The organism is Roseococcus sp. GW821-FHT12F05 (genome assembly GCF_058806835.1).
This window is the reverse complement of the sequence record NZ_JBXAQB010000001.1, coordinates 743,032-767,757: the sequence shown is the minus strand read 5'-3', so window position 1 is coordinate 767,757 and position 24,726 is coordinate 743,032. Positions and strand designations below refer to the sequence as shown.

General features: G+C 70.2%; 23 protein-coding genes, 1 tRNA gene and 1 pseudogene. 16 read left to right on the top strand and 9 right to left on the bottom strand.

Going from position 1 to position 24,726, the window contains the following annotated elements; genetic code table 11:
- Positions 1 to 11 precede the first annotated feature (11 nt).
- Positions 12 to 2,225: an amylo-alpha-1,6-glucosidase gene (locus AC1ROY_RS03860; RefSeq protein ID WP_493147256.1), complete on the top strand. Its 2,214-nt coding sequence runs from the start codon at positions 12 to 14 to the stop codon at positions 2,223 to 2,225.
- Here the strand turns inward: AC1ROY_RS03860 and AC1ROY_RS03855 are convergent.
- A complete protein-coding gene (locus AC1ROY_RS03855) occupies positions 2,222 to 3,232 on the bottom strand; it encodes an enoyl-CoA hydratase/isomerase family protein (protein ID WP_493147254.1) in 1,011 nt (336 codons plus the stop codon). The two genes, AC1ROY_RS03860 and AC1ROY_RS03855, sit on opposite strands and share 4 nt — an antisense overlap.
- 164 nt (positions 3,233 to 3,396) lie before the next feature.
- On the opposite strand from AC1ROY_RS03855, the gene AC1ROY_RS03850 reads away from it, so the two are divergent.
- Positions 3,397 to 4,134, top strand: coding sequence for a superoxide dismutase (locus AC1ROY_RS03850; RefSeq protein WP_493147252.1), 738 nt, complete (start codon positions 3,397 to 3,399; stop codon positions 4,132 to 4,134).
- 61 nt (positions 4,135 to 4,195) lie between these two features.
- Entirely contained in the window at positions 4,196 to 4,849 is a 654-nt protein-coding gene (gene pncA, locus AC1ROY_RS03845) for a bifunctional nicotinamidase/pyrazinamidase (protein ID WP_493147250.1), read from the top strand.
- Between the two features lie 36 nt (positions 4,850 to 4,885).
- Here the strand turns inward: pncA and AC1ROY_RS03840 are convergent, their stop codons facing one another.
- The 5 genes from AC1ROY_RS03840 to AC1ROY_RS03820 all read right to left on the bottom strand — a co-directional run bounded on the left by AC1ROY_RS03840 (position 4,886) and on the right by AC1ROY_RS03820 (position 9,866).
- A complete protein-coding gene (locus tag AC1ROY_RS03840; protein WP_493147248.1) occupies positions 4,886 to 5,218 on the bottom strand; it encodes an NIPSNAP family protein in 333 nt (110 codons plus the stop codon).
- A 65-nt stretch (positions 5,219 to 5,283) separates the two neighbouring features.
- Entirely contained in the window at positions 5,284 to 6,891 is a 1,608-nt protein-coding gene (locus tag AC1ROY_RS03835) for an ABC transporter substrate-binding protein (protein WP_493147247.1), read from the bottom strand.
- Between the two features lie 126 nt (positions 6,892 to 7,017).
- On the bottom strand, positions 7,018 to 8,643 hold the full coding sequence (locus AC1ROY_RS03830) for a long-chain-fatty-acid--CoA ligase (RefSeq protein WP_493147246.1): 1,626 nt from the start codon (positions 8,641 to 8,643) through the stop codon (positions 7,018 to 7,020).
- Positions 8,644 to 8,702: 59 nt separating this feature from the next.
- Complete coding sequence (locus AC1ROY_RS03825; RefSeq protein WP_493147244.1) at positions 8,703 to 8,882, bottom strand: hypothetical protein; 180 nt, start codon at positions 8,880 to 8,882, stop codon at positions 8,703 to 8,705.
- 6 nt (positions 8,883 to 8,888) lie between these two features.
- Positions 8,889 to 9,866, bottom strand: a complete 978-nt coding sequence (locus AC1ROY_RS03820) for a Bug family tripartite tricarboxylate transporter substrate binding protein (RefSeq protein WP_493147243.1) — start codon at positions 9,864 to 9,866, stop codon at positions 8,889 to 8,891.
- Between the two features lie 118 nt (positions 9,867 to 9,984).
- On the opposite strand from AC1ROY_RS03820, the gene phnC reads away from it, so the two are divergent.
- From phnC to AC1ROY_RS03775, 9 genes are all read left to right on the top strand, one after another.
- Positions 9,985 to 10,809, top strand: coding sequence for a phosphonate ABC transporter ATP-binding protein (gene phnC, locus AC1ROY_RS03815; protein WP_493147241.1), 825 nt, complete (start codon positions 9,985 to 9,987; stop codon positions 10,807 to 10,809).
- Between the two features lie 22 nt (positions 10,810 to 10,831).
- Complete coding sequence (gene phnD / locus AC1ROY_RS03810) at positions 10,832 to 11,848, top strand: phosphate/phosphite/phosphonate ABC transporter substrate-binding protein (protein ID WP_493147239.1); 1,017 nt, start codon at positions 10,832 to 10,834, stop codon at positions 11,846 to 11,848.
- A 43-nt stretch (positions 11,849 to 11,891) separates the two neighbouring features.
- A complete protein-coding gene (phnE, locus tag AC1ROY_RS03805) occupies positions 11,892 to 12,776 on the top strand; it encodes a phosphonate ABC transporter, permease protein PhnE (protein ID WP_493147442.1) in 885 nt (294 codons plus the stop codon).
- Between the two features lie 55 nt (positions 12,777 to 12,831).
- Positions 12,832 to 13,677 (top strand): phosphonate ABC transporter, permease protein PhnE, encoded by an 846-nt coding sequence (gene phnE / locus AC1ROY_RS03800; protein WP_493147237.1) that lies wholly within the window; start codon positions 12,832 to 12,834, stop codon positions 13,675 to 13,677.
- A 52-nt stretch (positions 13,678 to 13,729) separates the two neighbouring features.
- Complete coding sequence (locus tag AC1ROY_RS03795) at positions 13,730 to 14,908, top strand: MFS transporter (protein WP_493147235.1); 1,179 nt, start codon at positions 13,730 to 13,732, stop codon at positions 14,906 to 14,908.
- 46 nt (positions 14,909 to 14,954) lie between these two features.
- The gene (hemW, locus tag AC1ROY_RS03790) at positions 14,955 to 16,133 is read left to right on the top strand and encodes a radical SAM family heme chaperone HemW (protein ID WP_493147233.1); all 1,179 of its coding nucleotides are present in this window, start codon (positions 14,955 to 14,957) and stop codon (positions 16,131 to 16,133) included.
- A 147-nt stretch (positions 16,134 to 16,280) separates the two neighbouring features.
- Positions 16,281 to 16,547: an ACT-like domain-containing protein gene (locus tag AC1ROY_RS03785; RefSeq protein WP_493147231.1), complete on the top strand. Its 267-nt coding sequence runs from the start codon at positions 16,281 to 16,283 to the stop codon at positions 16,545 to 16,547.
- A gap of 233 nt (positions 16,548 to 16,780) precedes the next feature.
- The gene (locus AC1ROY_RS03780; RefSeq protein WP_493147228.1) at positions 16,781 to 17,737 is read left to right on the top strand and encodes a Bug family tripartite tricarboxylate transporter substrate binding protein; all 957 of its coding nucleotides are present in this window, start codon (positions 16,781 to 16,783) and stop codon (positions 17,735 to 17,737) included.
- Between the two features lie 30 nt (positions 17,738 to 17,767).
- Positions 17,768 to 17,853, top strand: a tRNA-Leu gene (locus tag AC1ROY_RS03775).
- 66 nt (positions 17,854 to 17,919) lie between these two features.
- On the opposite strand, the pseudogene AC1ROY_RS03770 reads toward AC1ROY_RS03775, so the two are convergent.
- Positions 17,920 to 18,717, bottom strand: a pseudogene (locus tag AC1ROY_RS03770) (LysR family transcriptional regulator); the annotation flags it as partial.
- 129 nt (positions 18,718 to 18,846) lie between these two features.
- Here AC1ROY_RS03770 and AC1ROY_RS03765 point away from each other — a divergent pair.
- The 4 genes from AC1ROY_RS03765 (at position 18,847) to AC1ROY_RS03750 (ending at position 22,763) form a co-directional block, all read left to right on the top strand.
- On the top strand, positions 18,847 to 19,521 hold the full coding sequence (locus tag AC1ROY_RS03765; RefSeq protein ID WP_493147226.1) for a peroxiredoxin-like family protein: 675 nt from the start codon (positions 18,847 to 18,849) through the stop codon (positions 19,519 to 19,521).
- An 18-nt stretch (positions 19,522 to 19,539) separates the two neighbouring features.
- Complete coding sequence (locus AC1ROY_RS03760) at positions 19,540 to 20,262, top strand: alpha/beta hydrolase (RefSeq protein WP_493147225.1); 723 nt, start codon at positions 19,540 to 19,542, stop codon at positions 20,260 to 20,262.
- A gap of 99 nt (positions 20,263 to 20,361) precedes the next feature.
- Entirely contained in the window at positions 20,362 to 21,972 is a 1,611-nt protein-coding gene (locus AC1ROY_RS03755) for an ABC transporter substrate-binding protein (protein WP_493147224.1), read from the top strand.
- Between the two features lie 179 nt (positions 21,973 to 22,151).
- Positions 22,152 to 22,763: a GNAT family N-acetyltransferase gene (locus AC1ROY_RS03750; RefSeq protein WP_493147223.1), complete on the top strand. Its 612-nt coding sequence runs from the start codon at positions 22,152 to 22,154 to the stop codon at positions 22,761 to 22,763.
- 61 nt (positions 22,764 to 22,824) lie between these two features.
- Here AC1ROY_RS03750 and AC1ROY_RS03745 read toward each other — a convergent pair whose 3' ends face one another.
- Positions 22,825 to 23,550 (bottom strand): enoyl-CoA hydratase/isomerase family protein, encoded by a 726-nt coding sequence (locus tag AC1ROY_RS03745; RefSeq protein WP_493147222.1) that lies wholly within the window; start codon positions 23,548 to 23,550, stop codon positions 22,825 to 22,827.
- A 4-nt stretch (positions 23,551 to 23,554) separates the two neighbouring features.
- Positions 23,555 to 24,721 (bottom strand): hypothetical protein, encoded by a 1,167-nt coding sequence (locus AC1ROY_RS03740; protein ID WP_493147221.1) that lies wholly within the window; start codon positions 24,719 to 24,721, stop codon positions 23,555 to 23,557.
- Between the last annotated feature and the right edge of the window lie 5 nt (positions 24,722 to 24,726).

Below are 24,726 nucleotides of genomic sequence, written 5' to 3'. Positions count from 1 at the left end.
GGGCCGCCGGCATGGACACGGGCAGCGGCGAGGCCGTCGCGCAAGGCGGCCCGCCGGCCAACTCCACCCCGGTCGCGCAGTTCTTCATCCCGGCCGCCGCCTCCCTCCAGGAGCGGCGGCCGCGGACGTTGAAGCACGGCGACACCTTCGCCCTCTTCGACCACAATGGCGACGCGCATTCCGGACCGGGCAGCCCGGAGGGAGTGTTCCATCGCGACACGCGGCACCTCTCGCACCTCTACCTCACCGTGGACGGCACGCGGCCCATGCTGCTGAGCTCCACGATCCGCGAGGACAACGCCACGCTCACCTGCGACCTCACCAATCCCGATCTTTTCGACAAGGACGGGAAGATGGTGCTGGGGCACGACCTGATGCATCTGCGGCGCTCGCGCTTCCTGTGGAAGGCGACGAGCTTCGAGCGGCTGGTGCTGCGCAACTACGATGAGCAGCCGCGCAAGGTCTCGGTCGAACTGGCCTTCGAGGCCGATTTCGCCGATCTCTTCGAGGTGCGCGGCTCGGTGCGCGAGAAGCGCGGCGTGACGCACAAGCCGGAGGTCAGTGGCAGCCATGTCACGCTGAGCTACACGGGGCTCGACGAGCTGAAGCGAACGACCACGCTCGCCTTCGATCCCGCGCCGACGCGGCTCACCGGACGCAACGCCGTCTTCGAGCTGGAGCTGGCGCCGCGCGCGACGTATTCGCTCTTCCTCGAGGTGAATTGCGGCGCGGAGGGGCTGAAGAACCAGCTCCCTCGGCGCGCCTTCTTCACGGCGCTGCGCGACGCACGGCGGGCGCTGCGCAACTCTTCCTCGCGCGCGGCTTCCATCGCGACCTCCAACGAGATCTTCAACGAGGCGGCGCGGCGCTCGGTCGCCGACCTCTACATGCTCATCACCGACACGGAGGAGGGGCCCTACCCTTATGCCGGCATCCCCTGGTTCAGCACGGTCTTCGGGCGCGACGCGCTGATCACGGCGCTGGAGACCCTGTGGATGGACCCCGCCATCGCGCGCGGCGTGCTCGGCCATCTCGCAGCCAACCAGGCGACGGAGGTGAACGCGCTGGCGGATGCCGAGCCGGGCAAGATCCTGCACGAGGTCCGGCACGGCGAGATGGCGGAGCTCGGCGAGGTGCCCTTCCGCCGCTACTACGGCAGCGTCGATTCCACGCCGCTCTTCGTGATGCTGGCGGGCGCGTACCTACGGCGCACGGCCGATCTCGTCACGATCCGGCGGCTCTGGCCGAACATCCAGGCCGCGCTGTCCTGGATGACCACCTATGGCGACCGCGACGGCGACGGCTTCGTGGAATACGGGCGCCAGACCGAGGACGGGCTCATCAACCAGGGTTGGAAGGACAGCCATGATTCCGTCTTCCACGAGGATGGGACGCTGGCGAAGGGCCCGATCGCGCTGGCGGAGGTGCAGGCCTATGCTTACGGCGCGTGGCAATCGGCCGCGGAGATCGCGCGGAAGCTGGGCTTCGAGGATCTCGCGACGGAGTACGAGGGGCGCGCGAAGGCCCTCCGGAAGACCTTCGACGAACGCTTCTTCGACGAGGCGCTGGGCACCTATGTCCTCGCGCTGGACGGGCGGAAGAAGCCCTGCCGTGTCCGCAGCTCCAATGCCGGGCACGTGCTGCTGACGGGCCTCGCCTTCACCGAGCGCGCGGCGTCGGTGGCGCGAACGCTGATGAGCCCGCCCTCCTTCTGCGGCTGGGGCGTGCGGACTGTGGCGGCGACGGAAGCGCGCTACAACCCGATGAGCTACCACAACGGCTCCATCTGGCCGCACGACAACGCGCTGATCGCGGCCGGGCTGTCGCGCTATGGCTTCAAGCGCGAGGCGGCACGGATCTTCGAGGGGCTCTTCGGCGCCTCGACCTACATCGACCTGCGGCGCCTGCCGGAGCTGTTCTGCGGCTTCCCGCGGCAGCGGACCCAGGGGCCGACCTTCTACCCCGTGGCCTGCGCGCCGCAGGCCTGGGCGGCAGCGGCGCCGCTCTTCATGATCCAGGCCTGCCTGGGGCTGGGCTTCGACCCGGAGCAGTCGCGCATCACCTTCGAGGAGCCTGTCATGCCGGACTTCCTGCACCAGGTGACGCTGCGCAACCTCCAGATGGACGGCCGCTCGGCGGATGTGACGCTCCGCCGCTCCGGCTCGCAGGTCGTGGTGGACGTGCTGGAGCGGCGCGGCGGCGTCCGGGTGCTGGCGACGAGTTAGCTGAACAGCGCCAGGATCTTTTCCGGCAAGACCTCTTCCAAGGTCCTCGGCGTCCAGTTGGGCGCTCCGTCTTTGTCGACGAGCACGCTGCGCACGCCCTCGCGGAAGTCGGGATGGTCGTGCACGACGCTTCGGGTCAGCTTCAGCTCCTCGTCGAGGCAGCGGCGCAGGTCCAGCTTCGCGCCGCGGCGCAGCAGCTCCAGCGAGACGGAAAGGCTGGTGGGCGACATGCGGCGCAGCGTCTTGATCTGGGCGGCGGACCATTCGGTGTCCTCGGCCTCCAGCGCGTCGAGGATGCCGAGCATGCTGTCCATGGAGAAGCAGCGGCCGATGGCTTCCATGTGCGGGGCGAAGCTGGGCTCGGGCGGCGTCTCCGCGAACTGCTCCACGGCCTTGGCGTCGCCCGTCTCGACGAGGGCGGCGCGCAGCGCGGGAAATTTCTCCCGCGGGACGAAATGGGTGGCGAGGCCGGCATGCACCGCATCCGCGCCGTTCAGCCGCGCGCCGGTCAGCGCGAGCCAGGTGCCGATCGAATTGGGCAGCCGCGGCAGCACGTAGCTGGTCCCGACATCGGGGAAGAGCGCGATGGCCGTCTCCGGCATTGCCAGCAGCGCATGCTCGCTCACCACGCGCGGGCCGTTGTGGACGGCCAGCCCGATGCCGCCGCCCATGCAGACGCCGTCGATCAGCGAGACCCAGGGCTTGCCGAAGAGCGCGATGCCCTCGTTCACCCCGTATTCCTCGGTGAAAAAGGCCTCGACGGGCGCGCGGTCGCCGGCGATGGCGGCCTCGCGGACGGCGCGCACGTCGCCGCCGGCGCAGAAGGCGCGGCCGCCGGCGCCCTCGAGGATGACCAGCTGGACGGAAGCGTCGTCCTTCCATTTGGAGATGGCGGCGGCGAAATCCCGGATCATGCCGATATCCAGCGCGTTCAGCGCCTTCGGCCGGTTCATCAGGAGAGTGCCGGCGGGGCCTTCGCGGTTCAGGATCAGGCTGGCTTCGCTCATCTCGGGTCCTCGGACTGTGCAGGGATCGGCGGTAGCGCGGGGGGAGGGGGCTGGCAAGAAGCCCCGGCCCTCGGAGAAATTCACCGTGAATCCATGCGGGATGCGGCTATAGACGTCCCGGGGTGGGACCCAACTCACTGACGTCTCCTGAGGAGGAATGACACATGGCCTTCATTCACCGCCGCGGCCTCATGCTCGGCGCGGCCGGACTTGGGCTCGCGAGCCTGGTGCGCCCCGCCTTCGCGCAGGCTCCGGCCGCGCCCGCGGCCCCGACCGGCCCCTTCATCCTGCCGCCGCTCGGCTACGGCTTCGACAAGAACGAGGCCGCGATCGACGCCCGGACGATGGAGCTCCACTGGCGCTTCCACCACCAGGCCTATGTGACCGGCCTCAACGCCGCCGTCGCCGGGCAGGACGCGCTGGCGCGCATGCCGCTGGACGAGCTGGTGATGCATGTGAACCAGGCGCCGGAAGCCCTGCGCACCCGTCTCCGCAACTTCGGCGGCGGGCATGCGAACCACAGCATGTTCTGGGAGATCATGGGCGGTGCCGGCGGCGAGGCCGCGGGCCCGGTGAAGGCGGCGATCGACCGCGACCTCGGCGGCTTCGGCGAATTCAAGAACCGCTTCAACGCCGCTGCCATGAGCGTCTTCGGCTCGGGCTGGGCCTTCGTGACGGTGACGCGCGAGGGCCGGCTGGCGATCGTGACGAAGCCCAACCAGGACAGCCCGCTGATGGACGGCCACCGCGTCCTGATGGGCAACGACGTCTGGGAGCACGCCTATTATCTGCGCTACCAGAACCGGCGCGCGGAGTATGTCGGCAAGTGGTGGGACGTGCTGGACTGGGCGAAGCTCGGCACGCGCTACCAGGCGGCGACGGCCGGCACGCTGAAGATCTGACCTCGGCCCCAGGCGGCGGAGGCCGGTCTTCCACCTTCGCCGCCCGGATCGGAGCCGGAGCATGGCCAGCACCCGCATCGACCCGGCGACCGACATGCTCGGCATCGTCGATGTGCAGCCCACCTTCATGCCGGGCGGGGAGCTGGCGGTCGCCGATGGTGACGCGGTGGTGCCGGCGATCAACCGGCTGCTGGCCGTTCGCTTCGCCCATGCCTTCGCCACGCAGGACTGGCACCCGGCCGGACACAGCAGCTTCGCGAGCAGCCATCCGGGCCGGCAGCCCTTCGACACGATCGAAATGCCCTACGGCCCGCAGACCCTCTGGCCGGACCACGCCCTCCAGGGCAGCGCGAATGCCGAGCTGCACCCGGATCTCCACCAGGCGCGGATCGAGCTGATCGTCCGCAAGGGCTTTCACCCCACCGTCGACAGCTACTCCACCTTCTTCGAGAACGATCGGGCCACCACCACCGGCCTGCACGGCTGGCTGCAGGCGCGCGGTGTGAAGCGGGTCTTCCTGGCCGGCCTCGCCACCGATTACTGCGTCGCCTATTCGGCCGAGGATGCGGTGCGGCTGGGCTACGACGTCTTCGTCATCGAGGACGCCTGCCGCGGGATCGGCCTGCCGACGGAGGGCGGCACGACGATCGACGCGGCGAAGCGCCGGTTGGCCGCGATGGGCGTGACCTTCCTCGACAGCGGCGATCTGGCCTGACGCCCGGCCGGGACGAACCGGCCGAGCGTTAACCGGTCAGCCCTTCGCCTTCCACTTCGTGAAGTGCGGCGCTTCCTTGGTGATGCGGTTCTCCATCTTCACCAGCATCCCCGCTTTGCCCACGGCGGCCAGGAACTCGCCCCAGGCGGGATCGGCCGCCATGGCCGTGCGGCGCTGCTCGCGGTCGCCCTGGTCCTTGTAGGCCCAGAGATGGACCACGGTGTTCAGCTCGCCCTCCACGGTGGTGTACCAGCCGAGGCAGTTCTCCAGGTACTTGAGCTGCAGCGGCCAGGCCTTCTCCTCGTAGACGTTGACGAACTCCATCATGCGGTTGGGCCAGCAGGTGTAGATGCGGACGTCGACGATCATGGGGCATTTCCTTCCAAGGGACGCCCCATCATCGCCGAGCCGCGCGTCGTGTAAATTCCCCGCCGCTACTGCAGATCGATCGGCACCAGATCCACGAACCACGACTGCGGGCTGACGAAGTTGCGCACACGCCGGGTCATCGCGCGCGGGTTCAGGTCGTGCACGATGTAGAGCCAGGGCGGGTTGTCCACGAGCCGCGCATGCGCCGCCGCATAGGCCGCACTGAACTCCGCCTCGTTCGTCGCGCGCTCGAGCCGCGAGAAGGCAGCCTCGAACTCCGGGTCGTTCCATTGCGGCCAGTTGAAGCCGTTGGGCGGAACGAAGGCCTGGAGGAAGTAGCGCGCCGCCACCGCCGGGTCGCTCGAGGGCGAGGAGACGTTGAGGCCCACCGAGCCCTGCAGGATCGGCGCGCCCGGCGCCGTGCGCGTGGCGTTGAGCAGCGTGTTCCACTCCGTCACCTCGAAGGAGAGGTTCACGCCGCAGGCCTCGCGCAGGTTCTGCTGGAGGAACTCGTTCATCGGCAGCGGCAGCATCTGGCCCGAGCCGGAGGTGGAGATCATCACCTTGAAGGCGAGCGGCCGCTGCGCGTTGTAGCCGGCTTCCGCCAGCAGGCGCCGGCCGCGCGCGGCGTCGAAGGTGTAGCGGTTCTGCGGCGTGCCGAAGTTCGGGTCGGTGGCCTTGAGCCAGCCGACGCTGGGCTCCGCGGTTCCGTTCAGCAGCTCCACCATGCCGGCGCGGTCGACGCAGTAGTTCAGCGCCTGGCGCACGCGCACGTCCCGCAGCGGGCTGTCGCCGCCGGTCTGCAGCAGGTAGGGCCAGACATGCGGATAGGAGCCGGTGGTGATGGTGAAGCCGGCGCTGCGCAGCGAGGCGATGGCATCCGGCGGCGGCACCTCGATCCAGTCCACCTGGCCCGAGCGCAGCGCCGCGAGGCGCGTCGTCGCCTCGGGCATGGGCAGCAGCAGGATGCGGTCCAGCCGCGGCACGCGCGGGCGGTCCCAGTAGTCGGCGTTCTTGCTGAGCTCGACCGAGGTGCGGGGCACGAAGCGCGTGATGCGGAAGGGCCCGGTGCCGGCGGCCGGCAGGGTCGCGACGCGGGCCCAGTCGCGGCCCGCCGCCTCGAAGCTCTGCGGCGAGGTGAAGAGGAGGTAGACCGCCATGTAGGGGAAGTAGCTGGCGACGCGGGTGGTGCGGATGGCGATCGTCCGCTCGTCCACCTTGCGGTAGCTCTCCATGACCGGCACGCGGCCGCGGCTGATGGCGCCTCCGGCGCTGTCGAATTGCGGGCTGGCATTGTTGAAGTAGCGGTCGAGGTTCCAGATCACCGCATCGGCGTTGAAATCCGTGCCGTCATGGAACTTCACGCCCTGGCGCAGGGTGAAGAGCCAGGTCTGAGGATCGGCGGGATCCTGCCGCCAGGATTCGGCGAGGCCGGGGCGCAGCGTCGCCATGCGTTCGGCGGTGGAGAGGTCCCAGAGCACCAGCCCCTCGAAGATCGGGAAGCCGAGGAAGCGCATCCCCTCGAAGCCGTTGTTCGGCATGCCGGTGGTGGTCGGCACGTCGGCGGCGGTCATGGCGATGCGCAAGGTCCGCGGCTGCTGCGCCTGCGCCGCCACCAGCGGCGCGGCCAGCAGCGCGGCGGCGAGGCCGAGCTTGCGGAGGATGGATTTCATGGATGGGCCTCTCCCTGACGAGACAGGGAGATGGAAGGCTCCGGCCAGGGCGCGCACAAGCGAGGAAATCAGGCAGGACCGAGCGATTCCGACCGGCCTGCCCAATCCACGCGCAAGCGCCGCCCGTCAGGCGGGCAGCGAGTAGTCCTTGAACTGCCGCTTCAGCTCCGCCTTCCACAGCTTGCCCGTGGCGGTGAGCGGGAGGGTCTCCACGAACTCCACCCGATCAGGCATCCACCACTTCGCGACCTTGCCCTCCAGCACCGCGAGGATGCTCTCCGGCGTCGGCTCGGTGCCCTGCTTCCGCACGACCAGCAGCAGCGGCCTCTCATCCCATTTCGGGTGACTTACCGGGATCGCCGCGGCCATCGCCACGTCCGGATGCGCCATGGCCAGGTTCTCCAGCGTGATGGAGCTGATCCACTCGCCGCCGGACTTGATGACGTCCTTCGCGCGATCGACGATCTCGATCTGGCCCATCTCGTCCAGCGTCACGACGTCGCCGGTGCGGAACCAGCCGTCCTCCGTGACGGCCGGATCGCTCTCGCGGCGAAAATAGCCGCCGGCGACCCAGGGGCCCTGGACCTCCAGCTCTCCGAAGGCGACGCCGTCCTCGGCGATGGGCTTGCCGTCCCCGTCGAGCACGCGGAAGTCCACGCCGAAGAGCGCGCGGCCCTGCTTGCGGCCGTAGTCGAGGAGGCGATCCTGGTCCCAATCGGCGTTCTCGGGCTTCAGCGCGTTGAGGCTGCCCAGCGGGCTCATCTCCGACATGCCCCAGGCGTGCAGGATCGGCACGCCGTACTCCTTCAGGAAGCCGGAGGTGATGGCGACGGGCAGCGCCGTTCCGCCCACCACCAGCCGCGGCGGCCTGGTGAACTTGCGCGCGGGATCCTCGCGCAGCCATTGCAGCATCAGGGTCCAGATCGTCGGCACGCCGGCGGAGAAGGTGACGCCCTCGGTCTCGAACAGCTTGAACAGGCTCGCCGGATCCAGCTTCGGTCCCGGCAGCACCAGCGAGGCGCCCGCCATCGGCGCGGCATAGGGGATGCCCCAGGCGTTCACGTGGAACATCGGCACGACCGGCATCGCGACGTCCACCGCCGCCAGCGCGAAGGCGTCGGGCTGGATGGCGGCCATGGCGTGCAGCACCGTCGAGCGGTGCGAATAGAGCACGCCCTTCGGCATGCCCGTCGTGCCCGAGGTGTAGCAGAGCGAGGAGGCGGAGCGCTCGTCGAAGACGGGCCAGGCGTAGTCGCCGGTCTCCGCGGCGCAGAGCGCACCCTGCTCCAGCACCTCGACATCGAGGTCCGGCTTCGGCGCGGGGCGCATCAGCACGACGGCGCGCAGGGATTTCGGCAGGCGGTCGGCGACGGCGGCCAGCGCCGGCAGCACCACGGGATCGACGAAGACCAGGACGTCCTGCGCATCCTCGAGGATATAGGCGATCTGGTCGGCGAAGAGGCGCGGGTTCACCGTGTGCAGCACCGCGCCCATGCCCGAGACGGCGTAGTAGAGCTCCAGGTGCTGGCGGGAGTTCCAGCCCAGCGTCGCGACGCGGTCGCCGGGCTGCACGCCGAGCCGGACCAGCGCCTGCGCCAGCTTCGCGGCCCCCTCGGCGATCCCCGGCCAGCTCGTGTGCGTGGCGACGCTTTCAGGGTCGACAGAGACGATCTTCGCGCCGCGGTGGTGCTTCGCCGCGTGGCACAGGATCGAAGAGACGAGGAGCTGGTGCTCCTGCATCAGGCCGCGCATGGGAATCTCCCTGGAAAATCCTTTGTTGGGAGCATCATGGCGGCCTGAAGTTCCGAAAGCTAGCGCCGCGGCGGAAGTTCCCGGTCCAGGATCACCGTGCCGCCAGTGGACATCTGGCCGCGCACGAAGTCCGGCCGGCCGATGGGGATGTCGGGCACGCCGGAGGAGCCGGGCGAGGTGTCGAGCGAGTCGCAGGCGCTGAGCGCCAGGACCAGCATCAGAGGCAGGATTCGCATCATCGCAGTCTACTCCGCACGGATATTGGCGCCGCGGATCAGCTCGCCCCACATCGCCGTCTCGCGGGCGAGCAGGTCGCGCAGATAGGCGGCATCGCCGGTCACGAGGTCTACACCCTGCTCCGCCATCCGGGAACGCAGGGCGGCGTCCTCCGTTGCGGTGTTGATCGCCGTGGTGAGCCTGCGGGCCACGGGCTCGGGCGTGCCGGCGGGCGCGAAGAGGCCCTGCCAGAACACCGCCTCGAAGCCCGGCACCGTGTCGGCGACGGGTGGCAGGTCCGGCACCAGCGCGTTGCGCGCGGCGGAGGAGATGGCGAGGCCGCGCGTGCTGCCCTCGCGCAAGGTCGGGATCGCCTCCAGCAGGGCCTGGAACATGGCGTGGATGCGGCCGGCGCGCAGCTCGATCAGCGCGGGCGTGCCGCCGCGGAAGGGGACATGCACCACGTCGAGCCCGGCGCGCGACGCCAGCAGCGCCTGGGCGAGGTGGTTCACCGCGCCCGTGCCGCTGCTGCCGAAATTCACCTTGCCGGGATTGGCCTTGCAGTAGGCGATGAACTCGGCCGTGTTGCGCACCGGCAGGCCCGGATGGACGTGCAGCGCGAAGGCGGACCGGAACATCATCCCCACCGGCATCAGCTCGCGCATCGGCTCGCGCGGCGTGAGGTTGGGCTGCAGCGCCGGGTTGATGGCGAGCGTCGAGGTGCCGGCCAGCACGGTGTAGCCGTCGGGCCGCGCCTGGGCGACGTAGGTGTTGGCGACGGCGGTGGCCGCGCCGACGCGGTTCTCGACCACCACCGGCTGGCCGAGCTCCCGCGCCATGCGCTCGGCGACGGCGCGGGCGGTCACGTCCGTCACGCCGCCGGGCGCATAGCCCGAGGCCATGGCGACGGCGCGCGTCGGGTAGGCCTCCTGGGCGGAAGCGGGCCGAGGGGAAGCCAGGGGGGCGAGCAGCGCGGGCGCGGCCAGCAGGGCGCGACGTGAATTCATGGCCATCCTCCAAAGTCTTTCTTGGGGAGAAGCGTGTCTGTCATCAGGCCTCCGCGCAACTGTCATCTGGATGAAACACGAGGCGCCTAAGCCGCCGCCCCATGCGACGGGGTTGTCTATGCTCGAAATCGAAGGACTGACGCGGCGCTTCGGCGCCGTGAAGGCCGTGGATGGTGTCAGCCTCCAGGTGCCGGCGGGACAGATGGTCGGCGTCATCGGCCGCTCCGGCGCCGGCAAGTCCACCCTGCTGCGCCTCATCAACCGGCTCGCCGAGCCCAGCGAGGGCCGTATCGTCTTCGAAGGCCGCGACGTCACGCGCCTCAAGGGCCGCGGCCTGCGCGACTGGCGCACCGAATGCGCGATGATCTTCCAGCAGTTCAACCTGGTGCAGCGCCTCGACGTGCTGACCAACGTGCTGATCGGCCGGCTGAACCATCGACAGGGCTTCCTGGCGAAGATCGGCTCGCTGCTCTGCCAGTTCTCGCCGGAGGAGCGCGCCATGGCGCTCGCCGCGCTCGATCGCTTCGACCTGCTGAGCACGGCGCTGCAGCGATCCGACACGCTCTCGGGCGGGCAGCAGCAGCGCGTCGCCATCTGCCGCGCGCTCCTGCAGCAGCCGCGCATCATCCTGGCCGACGAGCCGATCGCGAGCCTCGATCCGCGCAACGCGCGCACGGTGATGGACGCGCTGGCGCAGGTGAACCGCGACGGAATCACGGTGCTGGTGAACCTGCATCACCTCGACACCGCGCGCGAGTACTGCAGCCGCGTCGTCGCCATGCAGCAGGGCCGCATCGTCTTCGACGGCGCGCCCTCCGAGCTCAACTCGGCGCGCATCACGCAGATCTACGGCATCACCGAGGCCGAGTTCCAGGTCGAGGCCGCCGCGGCCGTGAAGGCCTCGCCCGATTTCGACTTGCCGCGCCAGACGGCGATGGCCTGAACCCCGGTCACGGAGAATGAACATGATCAACCGCCGCAGCCTCGGCGCGCTGGCCCCCACGCTGCTCATGGGGGCCTCCGCGCTGGCCCCGTCGCTCGTGCGTGCTCAAACGGCCCCGACCATGCGCCGCTCGGCCGATGCCGGGATCGCCATGCCGGCCGCGGGCAAGAAGGCCTGGGCCGCGCAGGTCCCCACGCTGCGCATCGGCCTGCTCGGCGGCGAGAACGAGGCGGACCGGCTGGGCCGCTTCGGCCCCTATCAGAACCTGCTGCAGGAGACCTTCCAGGTCCCCGTGCGCCTCTTCCCCGCCAGCGACTATGCCGGCGTGCTGCAGGCCTTCTCGGCCAAGCAGATCGAGATGTCCTCGCTCGGCGCCTCGGGCTATGCCGGCGCCTGGCTCGACACCAATGGCGGCATCGAGCCGCTGGTGGTGCCGGAGGAGAATGACGGCTCCATCGCCTACAAGTCCGTGCTGATCGTCCGCACCGACAGCGGCATCATGAACCTCGAGCAGATGCGCGGCAAAAGCCTCGCCTGGGCCGATCCGAACTCCACCAGCGGCTACCTGATCCCGCGCTTCGCGCTGCGCCGCCAGGGCATCGGCGTCGAGAACGGCCAGTACTTCTCCCGCACCGGCTTCGGCGGCGGGCATGAGCAGGCGGTCGTGGCCGTGCTGCAGCGCCAGTACGACGGCGCCGTGACCTGGGTGTCGGGCCAGGGCGACCCGGCGCAGGGCTACAGCCGCGGCAACCTCCGCGCGATGGTCGAGAAGGGCATGCTGAACATGGCCGACATCCGCATCCTGTGGATGTCCGACCCGATCCCGAACGGCCCGCTCGCCGCGCGCACGGACCTGCCGGCCTCCTTCAAGGAGGACATGAAGATGTTCCACCTGGCGCTGCCGAAGACGCATCCGCAGATCTACGAGCAGGTCGAGCGCGGCGGCGGCCTCGGCTACCGCGAGGCGACGCATGATCTCTTCCAGATCATCGTCGACCTGCGCCGCGAAGAGGCCTCCGAGCGCCGTCGCCGGAGCTGAGGGGATTGGTGGGCCTGCCGCAGCCGATGATCGTTCCTTGCTGATGCAGGCCCCCGTCTCGCCCGCCATCCAGGCGCAGGAAGCGGCCTTCCGCGACCTGCGCCGGCAGCGCCGCACGACCACGCTGATCGGCGTGGCCGTGCTCGCCGTGCTGCTCGCCGCCGCCGCCTGGATGAGCGAGTTCTATCCGTCCTCGCTGATCGCCGGTGCCCCACGCATCGGCGAGTACTTCTCCCGAATTCTCCCCTCGCTGGAATGGGCGCATCTGTTCTCCGGCCCACAGACCGAGGGCAGCATCGCCTTCTGGTTCTACCGGCTCGACGCCTGGCTGCTGCTGCTTTTCGAGACGGCGCAGATGGCGGCACTCGCCACGATCATGGGCGCCGCGGTCGCGGTGCTGCTGGCCTTTCCGGCAGCGAAGACCCTGGGCGCGCCGCCCTGGGTCTTCCAGCTCACGCGCCGGCTGCTCGAGGCCACGCGCACGGTCCCTGAGATCGTCTTCGCGCTCATCTTCGTCTGGGCCTTCGGCGTGGGCGCACTGGCCGGCATCCTCGCCATTGCCCTGCACACCACGGGCGCGCTGGGAAAGCTCTTCGCGGATGCGATGGAGAACGTCGAGCTGCGGCCCTGGGACGGCGTACGCGCCTCGGGCGGCACCTGGTTCGAGGCCTGCCGCTTCGCCGTGCTGCCGGCCGCGCTGCCGGATCTGCTGAGCTACGCAATGCTGCGCTTCGAGATCAACCTGCGCTCGGCCAGCGTCATCGGCTTCGTGGGCGCGGGCGGCATCGGCGAGGAGCTCTACAAGGTGATCTCCTTCAACTACTACGAGGAGATCAGCGCCATCATCCTGCTCATCATCTTCGCGGTGATGATCATCGATCTCACCTCCGAGCGGCTGCGCCGGCGTGTCATCGAGGCGGTCGCATGAGCCTCGATGGTCGGAGCGGCGAAGGTCGCGGAAAGCTGAATGCGGGGCTCCGGCCATGAGCGCCTTCCACATGGCTCCGGCCGAGATCGACGCCTGGCGTGAGCGCATGCCGCGCGCCTTCGGGCCGACGGCGCGCGGCCGCGTCCTGCGCGTGCTGGGCGGCGTCGCCTTCCTCGCCTGGCTCGTCGGCACCCTCTGGATGTTCGAGGTCACGCCGCAACGGCTGTGGAACGGGCTTTCCGGGCTGATGGTGATCATCCGCCTGATGATCCCGCCCTCGCCCGGCGAGCTCTGGATGGACATCCTGCGGGGCATCGGCGAGAGCCTCGCGATGGCCTTCCTCGGCACCTGCATCTCCGCGATCATCGCGCTGCCGCTGGGCTTCCTCGGCGCGCGCAACGTGGTGACGAACACGCTGCTCCGCTTCTCGCTGCGCCGCTTCTTCGACGGCATGCGCGGCGTGGATTCCCTCATCTGGGCGCTGGCCTATGTGCGCGCCGTGGGACTCGGCCCGCTGGCCGGCGTGCTTGCGATTGCGACCGCCGACATCGCGGTATTGGCAAAGCTCTTCGCCGAGGCGATCGAGAATGCCGAGAAGAAGCAGGCCGAGGGCATCGCGGCCTCAGGCGGCTCCTCGCTGATGGTGATGCGCTTCGGCCTGCTGCCGCAGGTGGCGCCGATCATGCTCGGCCACGTGCTCTACTTCTTCGAGAGCAACACGCGCAGCGCGACCATCCTGGGCGTCGTCGGCGCGGGCGGCATCGGGTTGCAGATCGCCGAGCGCATCCGCGTCCGCTACTGGGATGAGGTGGCCTTCATCATCATCCTGATGGTGATTACGGTGGCGGCGATCGACTGGATCTCGGGCCGGGTGCGACGAAAGCTGATCGGCGCGCGTTAGGGCTGGCGATCGCCAACGCCGGCATGGTTCATGCGGGCTGACCGGACGCCGCATGCATTCGCCCATCGCCGCGCTGAACGCGCTCAATTTCTTCCTGGCCGACGTGCGGGATGGGCTTGGCCCCTTCCTGGGGATCTTCCTCCAGGGCCAGGGCTGGTCCCCTGGCGAGATCGGGCTGGTCATGACGATCGGCGGCCTCGCCGGCATGGCGGCCGCGACGCCGCTGGGCATGCTGGTGGACCGCTCCCGCCGGCTTCGCCTGCTGCTGGGGCTTGCGGCCATAGCCATCATCCTCTCCTGCGGGGCGAATTTCGTGATGCCGGTGCTGGGCGTCGTGGTGCCGGCGCAGATCGTCTCGAGCATTGCCGCCGCGGTGGTGGCGCCGGCCGTGGCGGGCCTGACCCTCGGTCTGGTCGGCCAGAAGGGCTATCCGCATCAGCTCGGCCGCAACGAAGCCTGGAACCATGCGGGCAATGCCGCGGCGGCCGTCCTGTCGGGCGCGCTGGGCTGGATGTTCGGACTACCGGCCGTCTTCGCGCTGATGGCGGCCATGGCCGGCGGCTCCATCTTCGCGCTTCTTCGCATCCCCGCCGATGCCATCGACCATGCGGCGGCCAGGGGTGCAGGCAATACGGAAGAAGCATCGACCGCCTCCCTGCGCGACGTGCTGGGCAACCGCCCGCTGGGCGTCCTGGCCGCCGCGATGATGCTCTTCCACCTCGCCAATGCCGCGATGCTGCCGCTGCTGGGCCAGTCGATGGTGGCGCGCGGCACGGCGGGCGACGCCAGCGCCTATACGGCCGCGACGGTCCTCGTCGCGCAGGGCACGATGATCCCGATGGCGCTGCTAGCCGCCTGGCTGGCGGAACGGCACGGCTACTGGATCGTCTTCGTGCTGGCGCTGGTCGCGCTGCCGCTGAGGGGGGCGCTGGCGGGCTCCGTCCAGGATCCGATGGTTCTGATCCCCGTCCAGATGCTGGACGGCGTGGGTGCCGGACTGCTGGGCGTGGCCATGCCTGGGCTCATCGCCCGGCTGCTGAACGGGACGGGGCGCGTGAACACCGGTCTTGCCCTGGTGATGACGGCCCAGGGGATCGGCGCGGCGTGCAGCCCGTTGCTGGCGGGGCTGGTGGCGGAATGGCTCGGCTACGGGGCGGCCTTCCTGGTGCTCGGCGTCATCGCCGCAGCCGCGCTGGCGCTCTGGATCGTGGCGGGAGACAGGCCGCGGTGATGACGCGCGGGTTTGGCCCCCCGGCCAAGGCGCCTATATGCGGGCCGTGACCGAGCCCCTCGCCCTCTACATCCACTGGCCCTTCTGCGCCTCCAAATGCCCATACTGCGACTTCAACTCGCACGTGCGCGAGGGCGGCGTGGAGCATGCGCGGCACCGCGAGGCGCTGCGGCGCGAGCTGGCCTTCGAGGCGGAACGGATCGCGGCGGCGGAGCCGGGGCGGAACTCCAAGCGCCCGCTGGCCAGCATCTTCTTCGGCGGCGGCACGCCGAGCCTGATGGAGCCGGAGACTGTCGCCGCGCTCATCGCCGATGCCCGAACATTCTTCGACGCGGCCGACGACATCGAGATCACGCTGGAGGCCAACCCCACCAGCGTCGAGACCGGCAGGCTGCGGGAGTTCGCCGCGGCGGGCGTGAACCGCGCCTCGCTCGGCGTGCAGTCGCTGGATGCGAAGGCGCTGCGCTTCCTGGGCCGGCGCCACGACGCGCCCCAGGCCATCGCCGCGCTGGAGGCCGCCCGCGGCATTTTTCCGCGACTGTCCTTCGACCTGATCTACGCCCGGCCCGGACAGTCGGAAGAATCCTGGCGGGCCGAGCTGCGCCAGGCGTTGGCCCTCGCGGCGGACCATCTCAGCCTCTACCAACTCACCATCGAGCCCGGCACGCGCTTCTTCACCGAGCACGCGCGCGGCGCCTTCGCGCTCCCCCAGGAGGACGACGCCGCCCGCATGTACGAGGCGACGGCCGAGGAGGCCGCGCGCTTCGGCCTCGCGCCCTACGAGGTCAGCAACTACGCCAAGCCCGGAGCCGAAAGCCGCCACAACCTCGCCTACTGGCGCTACGGCGACTACCTCGGCATCGGCGCCGGGGCGCATCAGCGGCTGCTGCTGGATGGCGCGATGATCGCCACGCGCCGGCATCGCGCGCCGGAGGAATGGCTGTCGCGCGTCGAGGCGTCCGGCCATGCGATCGTGGAGGAGGAGACCCTCTCGCCGCGGGACCGCGGGCGCGAGGCCCTGCTCATGGGCCTGCGCCTGGCCGAGGGCGTCGATCCCCGCCGTATCGCGGTGCGCAGCGGATTGAATTTCCGGGAAACCATCGACCCCGCGATGCTGACCGCCTGTCTCGACGAGGGCTATCTCGAATGGCAGGGCCCGCGCCTCGTCGCGACCCCCGAGGGCCGGGTGCGGCTCGACGCGCTGCTGCCGGCCTTGCTTCGCTGAGCGCGAATGCCTAGTATCCGAAGCATGTTCCTGACGAGCACCACGCTGCGAATTACGCGCCCGGCCGGTTGAACCGCGCCGCGATGTCGTGGCGCGTCACCGCGCCGGGCCTCGCCCTCGCAACCGTGTCCCAGGAATTTTCCGACCATGTCCGATACCGTTTCCGTGCTCTTCACGGTCGAGGCCGAGGCTTCGCCGTGCCTGCTCCCCCGATTGCTTCAGCCCTTTGCCAAGCGCGACCTGACGCCCGACCACATGGTCTCGCAGCATCATCGCGGCCGCATGCGCGTCGAGCTCGGCATGGAGCACATGCCGGCAGGGATGGTGCATCTCGTCGCCGGCAATCTCGGCCAAGTGGTGGGCGTGCATCGCATCACCGAGCATCGCGAGACCGGGCTTCGCGCAGCGGCGTAGCGGCCAGCCGGCCGCACGCAGGAAGCGCGTCGGCCCGTCGGGCGCGTGCGTGATTTGGCCGCCCGGCAGGTCCCCCCTCGCCGGCGGCTGGGAATCTTCAGCGATCTGGCCGGTCCATGCCCTCTCGAAGCCCGGCCAGGCGAACATGCGGGTTCACCGGCTTCCGGGATCCCCGGTGAGTTGCCCGCCATCCGGGGCCGCGCTACCCAAAACCAAACCCAGGAACGTCCCAGATGAAGATCACGCGCCGTGCTGCCCTCGGCACCCTCCTCGCCACGCCCGCCCTCGCCCAGGCTTGGCAGCCCACGCGGCCCTTCCGCCTGATCGTCACCTATCCGCCCGGCGGCGTGAACGACATCGTGGCGCGCATCATCGCCGACCCCCTGGGCCGCGAACTCGGCCAGCCTGTCGTCATCGAGAACCGCGCCGGCGCCGGCGGCAATATCGGCACCGTCGCCGCGGCCCAGGCCGAGCCGGACGGCTACACGATCCTCTTCGGCACCACCGCCATGTTCGGCGTGAACCCCATCCTCTACGCCAATTCCGGCGTGGACGCGGTGCGCGACTTCACCAGCCTCGGCACCATCGGCGAGGTCGCCAACATCCTCTCCGTCGTGCCGGACCGTGTGCAGGCCACCAACCTTCAGGACTTCATCAAGGACGCGAAGAGCCGGCCGCTGATCTACGGCTCGGTCGGCAACGGCTCCTCCTCGCACCTCTCCGCCACCGTCTTCCTGCGCATGGCCGGCATTGAGGCGACCCATGTCCCCTATCGCGGCTCCTCGCCGCTGGTGGCCGCCATGCTGGCGAAGGAGGTCGATTTCGGCTTCGACACCACCGCGACCTCCACGGCGCAGATCCGCGCCGGCTCGCTGCGCCCGCTCGCCGTCACCACCACGCGCCGCGCCAGCGCCCTGCCCGACGTGCCGACCATGATCGAGGGCGGCCTGGCGGGCTACGACCTTGGCATCTGGTTCAACCTCGGCGTGGTGAAGCGCACGCCGGAGCCGATAGTCGCCCGGCTCACCGAGGCGCTGGTGAAGTCGCGCGACGAGCAGACCGCGCAGCGCCTGCGCACCGCCTTCGTCGAGCCCTTCATCGTGCCGGCCGCGGAGAACCAGAGCTTCGTCGCGCAGAGCGCGGCGCGCTGGCAGGACATCGCGCGCCAGGCCCGGATCGCAATCGACTGAACCTGCCGAATTTGTCATGATCCCGCCCGCGCGGGCGTGCCGGAATGGTAGACGGAAGGGACTTAAAATCCCTCGGCCGCAAGGCCGTGCGGGTTCGAGCCCCGCCGCCCGTACCAGCGCCCCATCACGTCTTGCATGAAGTCGGCGAATTCCCGTGCCTTCGCGCTCGCGCGGCGCCCGGTCGGGAAGATCGCCCAGGCCTCGAGCTCCGGCAGGGTCCAGTCGCTCAGGGCGGCGCGCACCTCGCCCCGGTCCATCTCGTCCCAGAACATCCATTCCGAGCCGATGGTCAAGCCCAGCCCGGCCAGGACGCCCGCCCGGATGCCTTCGCCAGCCGTGACGCGCAGGCGTCCGCGGACCGGGACCGTCACGGCCTCGTCGCCGCGCCGGAAGGTCACCGTCGGGCCGATGCTCGGCTGCATCATCTGGATGGTCTGGTGCGCCAGCAGCGCTTCCGGCGTCCTGGGCTCGCCGTAGCGGGCGAAATAGCCGGGCGTGCCGAGCACGAGCCGCCGGCACCCGCCGATCCGCCGCGCCGTCAGCCCGGAATCCGGCAGGGTCCCCAGCCGCAGCGCGACGTCGATGCCCTCCTCGATGAGGTCCGTGCTGCGGTCCTCCATCACCAGGTCCATCTCCAGCGCGGGGTGGCGGGCCAGGAATTCCGGAAGATGCGGGATCACCGCCACGCGCCCGAAGGCCACCGGCAGCCCGACGCGCAGCCGGCCCGTCAGGGCAGAGCCCGCGCCGCGCGCGGCGAGGTCGGCCTCGTCCGCCTCCTCGATGGCCCGCTTCGCGCGCTCGTAGAAGTTCTGCCCGGCCTCGGTGGGCGCGAGGCCGCGCGTGGAGCGCAGCACCAGCCGCACGCCCAGCCGGTCCTCCAGCTGGGCGATCAGCTTCGACACCGCGGGCTGCCCGACATGCAGCTGCCGCGCGGCGGCCGAGAAGGAGCCGGTGTCGATGACCCGGACGAAGGCTTCCATCGCGGCCAGGCGGTCCATGCTTATTCCTGTCAGGCATGAATCATATGGGTCTGGCGTTTCTACCGCATTTCCCTGGGAATGGCTTCATGGGCGCCACGGGCAAGCCGCCCGCTTCGACAGGAGTTACCCATGTCCCTCCAAGACAAGCTCGACGCCTTCCGCGCCAACTTCGAGGCGGGAGGCCCGCCCTTCAACGCCCCCGCCTGGATCCACGAGCCCATGCACCGCGCCACCGATGAGCTCATCGCTTCCGACGCAGCCGGTCATGCGCTCAAGGTCGGTGACAAGGCGCCGGCCTTCACGCTCAACGACGCCGACGGCAAGCCGGTCTCGTCGGCCGATCTGCTGGCGCAGGGCCCACTGATCGTGACCTTCTACCGCGGCGTCTGGTGCCCCTATTGCAACATGGACCTCCAGGCGATCCAGGCGGCGCTGCCCGAGCTGGAGCTGCGCGGCGCGAAGCTGGTCGCGGTCTCGCCGCAGACGGCGCCCAATAGCCGTCGCTCGCAGCGCGAGAACAAGCTCTCCTTCCCGATCCTCTCGGATCCGCGCAACGAGGTGGCGGCCGCCTTCGGCCTTCGCTTCGCCCTGCCGGACTACCTGGTCGACCTCTACCGAAACGTCTTCAAGAACGATCTGGCGGTGGTGAACGGCGACGGGAGCTGGACCCTCCCCATGCCGGCGCGTTTCGTCGTCGCGCAGGACGGGACGATCCTCTACGCCGAGGTGAACCCCGACTACACGCGCCGCCCGGATCCCGAGGAGATGATCCCCGTGCTCGACCAGGCGCGGGTCGCGGCCTGATCGGCGTATAAGGCGGGGATGGACCTTTCCTTCTCCGACGAGGCGCAGGCCGGCTGGCAGGCCGGCCTGCTCTCCACCCGGCCGGCGCCGCCGATCGCGCCGCCATTGCCGGCAGGGCTGCAGCATCCGCTCGGCGAGGGCGAAGGCCGCCCGATCCTGGAGGTGCCGGAAGACCTTCCCGACGCCGACATCCCGCTGATCGTGATGTTCCACGGCGCGACGTCCAATCCCGCCCGCGCCCTGGAGCGCCTGGGAGGGGAGCCTGGGCGGCGGAAATGCCTCGTCCTCGCGACCAAGTCGCGCGGCTCCACCTGGGACATCCTGCAGGGCGGCTACGGCTTCGACGTCGCCGTGCTGGACTACGCGCTGACATCCGTCTTCCGCCGCTTCCCGGTCGATGTCAGCCGCATCGCCATCGCCGGCTTCTCCGACGGCGCCTCCTACGCGCTGTCGCTCGGCGTGGCCAATGGCGACCTGTTCACCCATGCGATGGGCTTCTCGCCCGGCTTCGTCGTGCCCGGCCCGCGCCGTGGCCGGCCCGCCATCTTCGTCTCGCATGGCCGCGAGGACGCCATCCTGCCCATCGACCGCTGCGGCCGCGTCGTGGTCGCGCGGCTGCGCGAGGAGGGCTGTGCGGTGCGCTATCTCGAATTCGAGGGCGGCCACATCATGCCGCCGGAGATGGTCGCCGCCGCGCTGGACAATTTCGGGGCAAACGCCCGCGAGACCGGCGCCACCTGACGCCACCCCTGTGATTTGCCGGGATTTGCGGTGGCATTTCGCTTGCGCCCGGAAGTCCCCGGCGGACAGGCTCTCGCGGACCGGGATAAGGACCTCCGCATGCGCCTCGCCGCCATGGCCGCCTTGGCTGCCGCCCTCGCCCTCCCTGCCCCCCTGGCCGCCCAGGCCGCCGACCTCAACCTCGCCGTCGGCGGCGCCTTCACGGCGATGGACCCGCACTACCACGACCTCTCGCCCAACCACGCGCTGACGCAGCACATCTTCGAGCCGCTGGTGCAGACCGACGCGCAGATGCGGCCCTCGCCGGGCCTCGCCGTCTCCTGGGAAGCGCTGAACGACAACCTCTGGGAGGTGAAGCTGCGCCGCGGCGTCACCTGGCACGACGGCACGCCCTTCACGGCCGACGACGTGGTCTTCACCTACTCGCGCATCCCCAATGTCATCAACAGCCCGACCTCGATGGCGCGCTACACCCAGGTCGTCAGCCGCATCGAGGTGATCGACGACCACACGATCCGCCTCCACACGCCGACGCCCGTGCCCCTGATGCCGATGATGATGGGCGCCTTCACCATCATCTCGCGCAAGCACGGCACCGGCGCGCTGACCAGCGACTACAATTCCGGCCGCGCCGCCATCGGCACCGGGCCCTACCGCTTCGTCAGCTACGCCCCCGGCGACCGCGCCGTCTTCGCGCGCAGCCCGGACTGGTGGGGCCCAACCCAGGCCTGGGACCGCGTGAACTACCGCATGATCCCGAACGACAGCGCCCGCGTGGCCGCGCTGCGCGCCGGCGATGTGGACGCGATCGACGCCGTGCCCACGCGCGACGTCGCCTCGCTGCGCCGGGCCGGCAACCTGCGCATCATCGAGAAGCCGGGCCTGCGCCTCATCTACCTCTACGTGGATTCCAACCGGCCGGTGACGCCTTTCGTCACGGACAACAACGGGCGCCCGCTGACGGTGAACCCGCTCGCCGACGTGCGGGTGCGCCGGGCGCTCTCCATGGCGATCAACCGGCCGGGCATGGCGCGCCAGCTCATGGAGGGCTTCGCGGTGCCCACAGGCCAGCTCATGCCTGAGGGCGCGCTGGGCTACGACCCCACCATCCCCGTGCCCGCCTACGACGTCGAGGGCGCGCGCCGGCTGCTGGCCGAGGCCGGTTATCCGCAGGGCTTTCGCATCACCCTGAACGGCCCGAACGACCGCTACGTGAACGACGCCGAGATCGTGCAGGCCATCGCGCAGTTCTGGTCGCGCATCGGCGTGCGCACCGAGGTCGCGACCATGCCGGCCAGCATGTTCTTCAGCCGCGGCCTGCGCGACGAGTATTCGGTGAGCCTGACCGGCTGGTCCTCCTCCACCGGCGAGGCGGACACCTCGCTGACGGTGATGTCCGCGACCCCCGATCCGCCGCGCGGCCGCGGCTCGGCGCTGCGGCCCTCGCACTATACGAACCCGGCGGTGGATGCGCTGATCGACCGGGCACTGGCCACGATCGACACGCAGCAGCGCGAGGCGCTCTACCAGGAAGCGATCCGGGATTCGATCCAGCGCGATCTTGCGGTGATCCCGCTGCACCACCAGGTGAACATCTGGGCGACCAAGCCTGCTCTGACCTATTCGCCGCGGCTGCAGGAGAACACGCGCGCGATGGAGTTCTCGCCGGTCACGGGCAGCGTCGCCGCCGGCAGTCAGGTGCGCAACTGACACGGAACTGACACACCGGAGGATTGCCTCCGCATGCTATGACAGAACCATGAAAAAGGATTTTCGTCCGGGTAGCTCCCGGGCATGTGCCTGACGACGTCCGGCTGGCCTGAGGGCCAGATGCCCCCCAGGGGGCTGCCCCTAGGGGCTTCGGACATCAACCATTTCGTCAGGGTATCATGTTATCGCTCCGGGGCGGCTCGCCCCTCATCTACCGTCGGATCAGCCGGGCTGATCTGGCGGCTGTCGAGCTGCTGGATCTCGATCCAGACCAGGTCGCCCGATATCTCGGCCCGCTGTCGGACATCCTCGATGCCGTGCGCAGGGGCCCCGTCCATTCCCTCATCGGCGTCGAGCTGTCGGGGGAGCTGATCGGCTTCTACGTCGTCCATCCGGACCAACGGGATGCGTCCTGCTGGTGGCTGGGCTGGCTCGCCATCGCGCGGCCGCATCAGGGCTTCGGCTATGGCCGCGCCATCCTGGCCGCCGTGCTGGCCCGGCTGAGCCATATCCCCGGCTGCCGCCGGATCCGCCTGCTCGTGGCCGAGGACAACCACGGCGCCCGCCGCCTCTATGCCCGCCAGTCCTTCCAGGCCGTCGGCATGCTCGCCAGCACCGGCGAGCTCGTCCTGGAATACGGGCTGGAGGATGGACAGCCCTACGAGGTGGTGACGCCGCGCACCCTGGGCCGCGGCTTCCGGCGCGACGATCTCGGGCATCTGCGGCTGAGGCCGCATGTCGGGCCGCATGCGGCGTGGGTCATCGGCGTGGAGCGCGGGCCTCCGGCCTAAAGCATTGTTTTAGAGCGTGATTCAGACCTGCGGCGCCTTCGCGCCTTCGCGCCTTCGGTCATCACGCTTGGCGCGCGGCGAGCATCCTCGCGCGGTAGTCCTTCACGCGCTGCACCAGCCCCGGCCGCGCCAGCGACCGGGCCAGCGCGGCGAGGTCGCCGTCGTCATCGGCGTGCCGCGTGCGCGCATGCAGCATCGCGACCGTCGCCGGATCGAGCCGTTCGGCATCGCGCGCGGCGGCGGCGATGGCCTCCTCCGGCACGCCGATCGCGGTGGCGAGACCGAGCGCCAGCGCGGCCGGCGCATCCACCGGCTCGCCCTTGAGCAGCAGCGCCCGCGCCCGGGAATCCCCGACCAGCGCCGCCAGCCGCGCCGTTCCCAGCACCAGCCCGAAGGCCGGTCCCGGGAAGCTGAACCGCGCCTCCTCCAGCGCCACGCGGTGGTCGCAGGCGGCGAAGAGGTCCGCGCCGGCGCCGAAGATGCGGCCGTTGCCGATGGCCATCGTCGTCACCGCTGCGCCGTGCACCTTCTGCAGCAGCAGCTCGATCCGCAGGATGCGCAGCGCGAGGTCGCCGTCGCTGATGGCATCCAGGTCGCCGAGATCGAGCCCGGTGCAGAAGTGCTTCCCGGAGCCACGCAGCACGATCAGCCGAGCCCCGGTCTCCACGGCCTCGTCGAAGGCCGGGGACAGCGCGTCCACGATCTCCGCGCCCAGCGCATTGCCGCGATCGGCGCGGTCGAGCCACAGGGTCGCGACGGCGCCGTCGCGCTCCACCTTCACGGACATGACGCTACTCCGCGACCCAGCCGGGCTTGAGCTCGATGTCCGGGCGCGCGCAGATGTCGATGTTGCGCGCCTCCTCGGCATTGCCGTTGTCGAAGACGATGCGCAGGTCGGCGCGGCAGCCGCCATCGGTGCCGACCTCGCGGCGCTGGCCGTTCGGCAGCGGCTCGGTCAGCAGGTTGGCGCCCCAGTCGTTGTCGGTGACGTCGGAGAGATAGGCCTCGCGCACCGGCCGCGCGTGGTTCTGCACCAGCGTCACGCGCCGCGCCGTGGAGAAGGTGACGGTCTGCCCGTTGCAGATGTCCACCTCCGGCTGCTCGAGCGCGCGGTTGTCGGCGAAGACGGCGCGCATCCGCACGCGGCATTCCTGGCTGCGCGTGCGAAGCAGAAAGCTCTGCGCCGGGGCGAGCACGGTGGAGCCCAGCCGGTCGGGGCCCCAGGCCCCTGTGCCGGCCACCACATAAAGCTCGCGCATCACGCGGCGGCTGCGGTTCGCGACCGTGACCTCGCGCAGCGGCACCGCGGGATCGCCGAAGGCGATGCTCGGCGTGGTGCAGACGTTCACCGGCTGGCGCATGGCCTCGCGGCTGCCGCGGAAGACGGCGCGCGCCTCGAACTCGCAGCCCGTCTCGCCGCGCAGGCGGATGCGCAGGCTGTCATTGCCCGGCACCGTGGCCGCGCCGAGCCGGTCCGGCCCCGCGGCGTCCGGCCGCGCAAGGTAGAGCTGCATCAGCTCCGCATCGGTGTTGTTGGTGATGTCGACGGGCCGGGTGTTGCTGTCGTCCAGCACCAGCTCGCGCGCCTGGCAGACGTCAACCGGCCGTGCCTCGGCGCTGCCGTCCTCGAAGACCGCGCGCAGCTGCATCTGGCAGCCCACGCGGCCGAGGTTGAGCCGGTAGGTGCGGCCGGCCGCCACCATGTCGGCGCCCAGCCGGTCGGGGCCCTGGGTGCGGGCGCCCGCGGCGCCCTCCCAGAGATAGACCTCGCGCAGCGCGCTCTGCGAGTTGTTGCGCAGCAGGATCTCGCGATTCGCCTGGCTGGGCCGCCCAGGCGTGGGGGCAGGAGCGGAAGGCCCGGGCTTGCCGCCCGGCGGCGGAGGCGCGGGCGCCGGTCCGGTCTTCTGGGCAAGGGCCGGCCCCGCCAGGAGGGTCAGGGCGAGAAGCAGGCGCAGCATGGGCA

Coding starts and splice junctions, on each gene's coding strand:
- AC1ROY_RS03825 (WP_493147244.1), bottom strand. CDS start 8,882: ATGATGCGAATCCTGCCTCTGATGCTGGTCCTGGCGCTCAGCGCCTGC.
- AC1ROY_RS03785 (WP_493147231.1), top strand. CDS start 16,281: ATGTCCGATACCGTTTCCGTGCTCTTCACGGTCGAGGCCGAGGCTTCG.
- AC1ROY_RS03840 (WP_493147248.1), bottom strand. CDS start 5,218: ATGATCGTCGACGTCCGCATCTACACCTGCTGGCCCAACCGCATGATG.
- AC1ROY_RS03750 (WP_493147223.1), top strand. CDS start 22,152: ATGTTATCGCTCCGGGGCGGCTCGCCCCTCATCTACCGTCGGATCAGC.
- AC1ROY_RS03780 (WP_493147228.1), top strand. CDS start 16,781: ATGAAGATCACGCGCCGTGCTGCCCTCGGCACCCTCCTCGCCACGCCC.
- AC1ROY_RS03740 (WP_493147221.1), bottom strand. CDS start 24,721: ATGCTGCGCCTGCTTCTCGCCCTGACCCTCCTGGCGGGGCCGGCCCTT.
- pncA (WP_493147250.1), top strand. CDS start 4,196: ATGGCCAGCACCCGCATCGACCCGGCGACCGACATGCTCGGCATCGTC.
- AC1ROY_RS03835 (WP_493147247.1), bottom strand. CDS start 6,891: ATGAAATCCATCCTCCGCAAGCTCGGCCTCGCCGCCGCGCTGCTGGCC.
- AC1ROY_RS03760 (WP_493147225.1), top strand. CDS start 19,540: ATGGACCTTTCCTTCTCCGACGAGGCGCAGGCCGGCTGGCAGGCCGGC.
- AC1ROY_RS03850 (WP_493147252.1), top strand. CDS start 3,397: ATGGCCTTCATTCACCGCCGCGGCCTCATGCTCGGCGCGGCCGGACTT.
- AC1ROY_RS03830 (WP_493147246.1), bottom strand. CDS start 8,643: ATGCGCGGCCTGATGCAGGAGCACCAGCTCCTCGTCTCTTCGATCCTG.
- phnD (WP_493147239.1), top strand. CDS start 10,832: ATGATCAACCGCCGCAGCCTCGGCGCGCTGGCCCCCACGCTGCTCATG.
- AC1ROY_RS03745 (WP_493147222.1), bottom strand. CDS start 23,550: ATGTCCGTGAAGGTGGAGCGCGACGGCGCCGTCGCGACCCTGTGGCTC.
- AC1ROY_RS03755 (WP_493147224.1), top strand. CDS start 20,362: ATGCGCCTCGCCGCCATGGCCGCCTTGGCTGCCGCCCTCGCCCTCCCT.
- phnE (WP_493147237.1), top strand. CDS start 12,832: ATGAGCGCCTTCCACATGGCTCCGGCCGAGATCGACGCCTGGCGTGAG.
- phnC (WP_493147241.1), top strand. CDS start 9,985: ATGCTCGAAATCGAAGGACTGACGCGGCGCTTCGGCGCCGTGAAGGCC.
- AC1ROY_RS03765 (WP_493147226.1), top strand. CDS start 18,847: ATGTCCCTCCAAGACAAGCTCGACGCCTTCCGCGCCAACTTCGAGGCG.
- AC1ROY_RS03820 (WP_493147243.1), bottom strand. CDS start 9,866: ATGAATTCACGTCGCGCCCTGCTGGCCGCGCCCGCGCTGCTCGCCCCC.
- AC1ROY_RS03860 (WP_493147256.1), top strand. CDS start 12: ATGGACACGGGCAGCGGCGAGGCCGTCGCGCAAGGCGGCCCGCCGGCC.
- AC1ROY_RS03855 (WP_493147254.1), bottom strand. CDS start 3,232: ATGAGCGAAGCCAGCCTGATCCTGAACCGCGAAGGCCCCGCCGGCACT.
- AC1ROY_RS03795 (WP_493147235.1), top strand. CDS start 13,730: ATGCATTCGCCCATCGCCGCGCTGAACGCGCTCAATTTCTTCCTGGCC.
- phnE (WP_493147442.1), top strand. CDS start 11,892: ATGCAGGCCCCCGTCTCGCCCGCCATCCAGGCGCAGGAAGCGGCCTTC.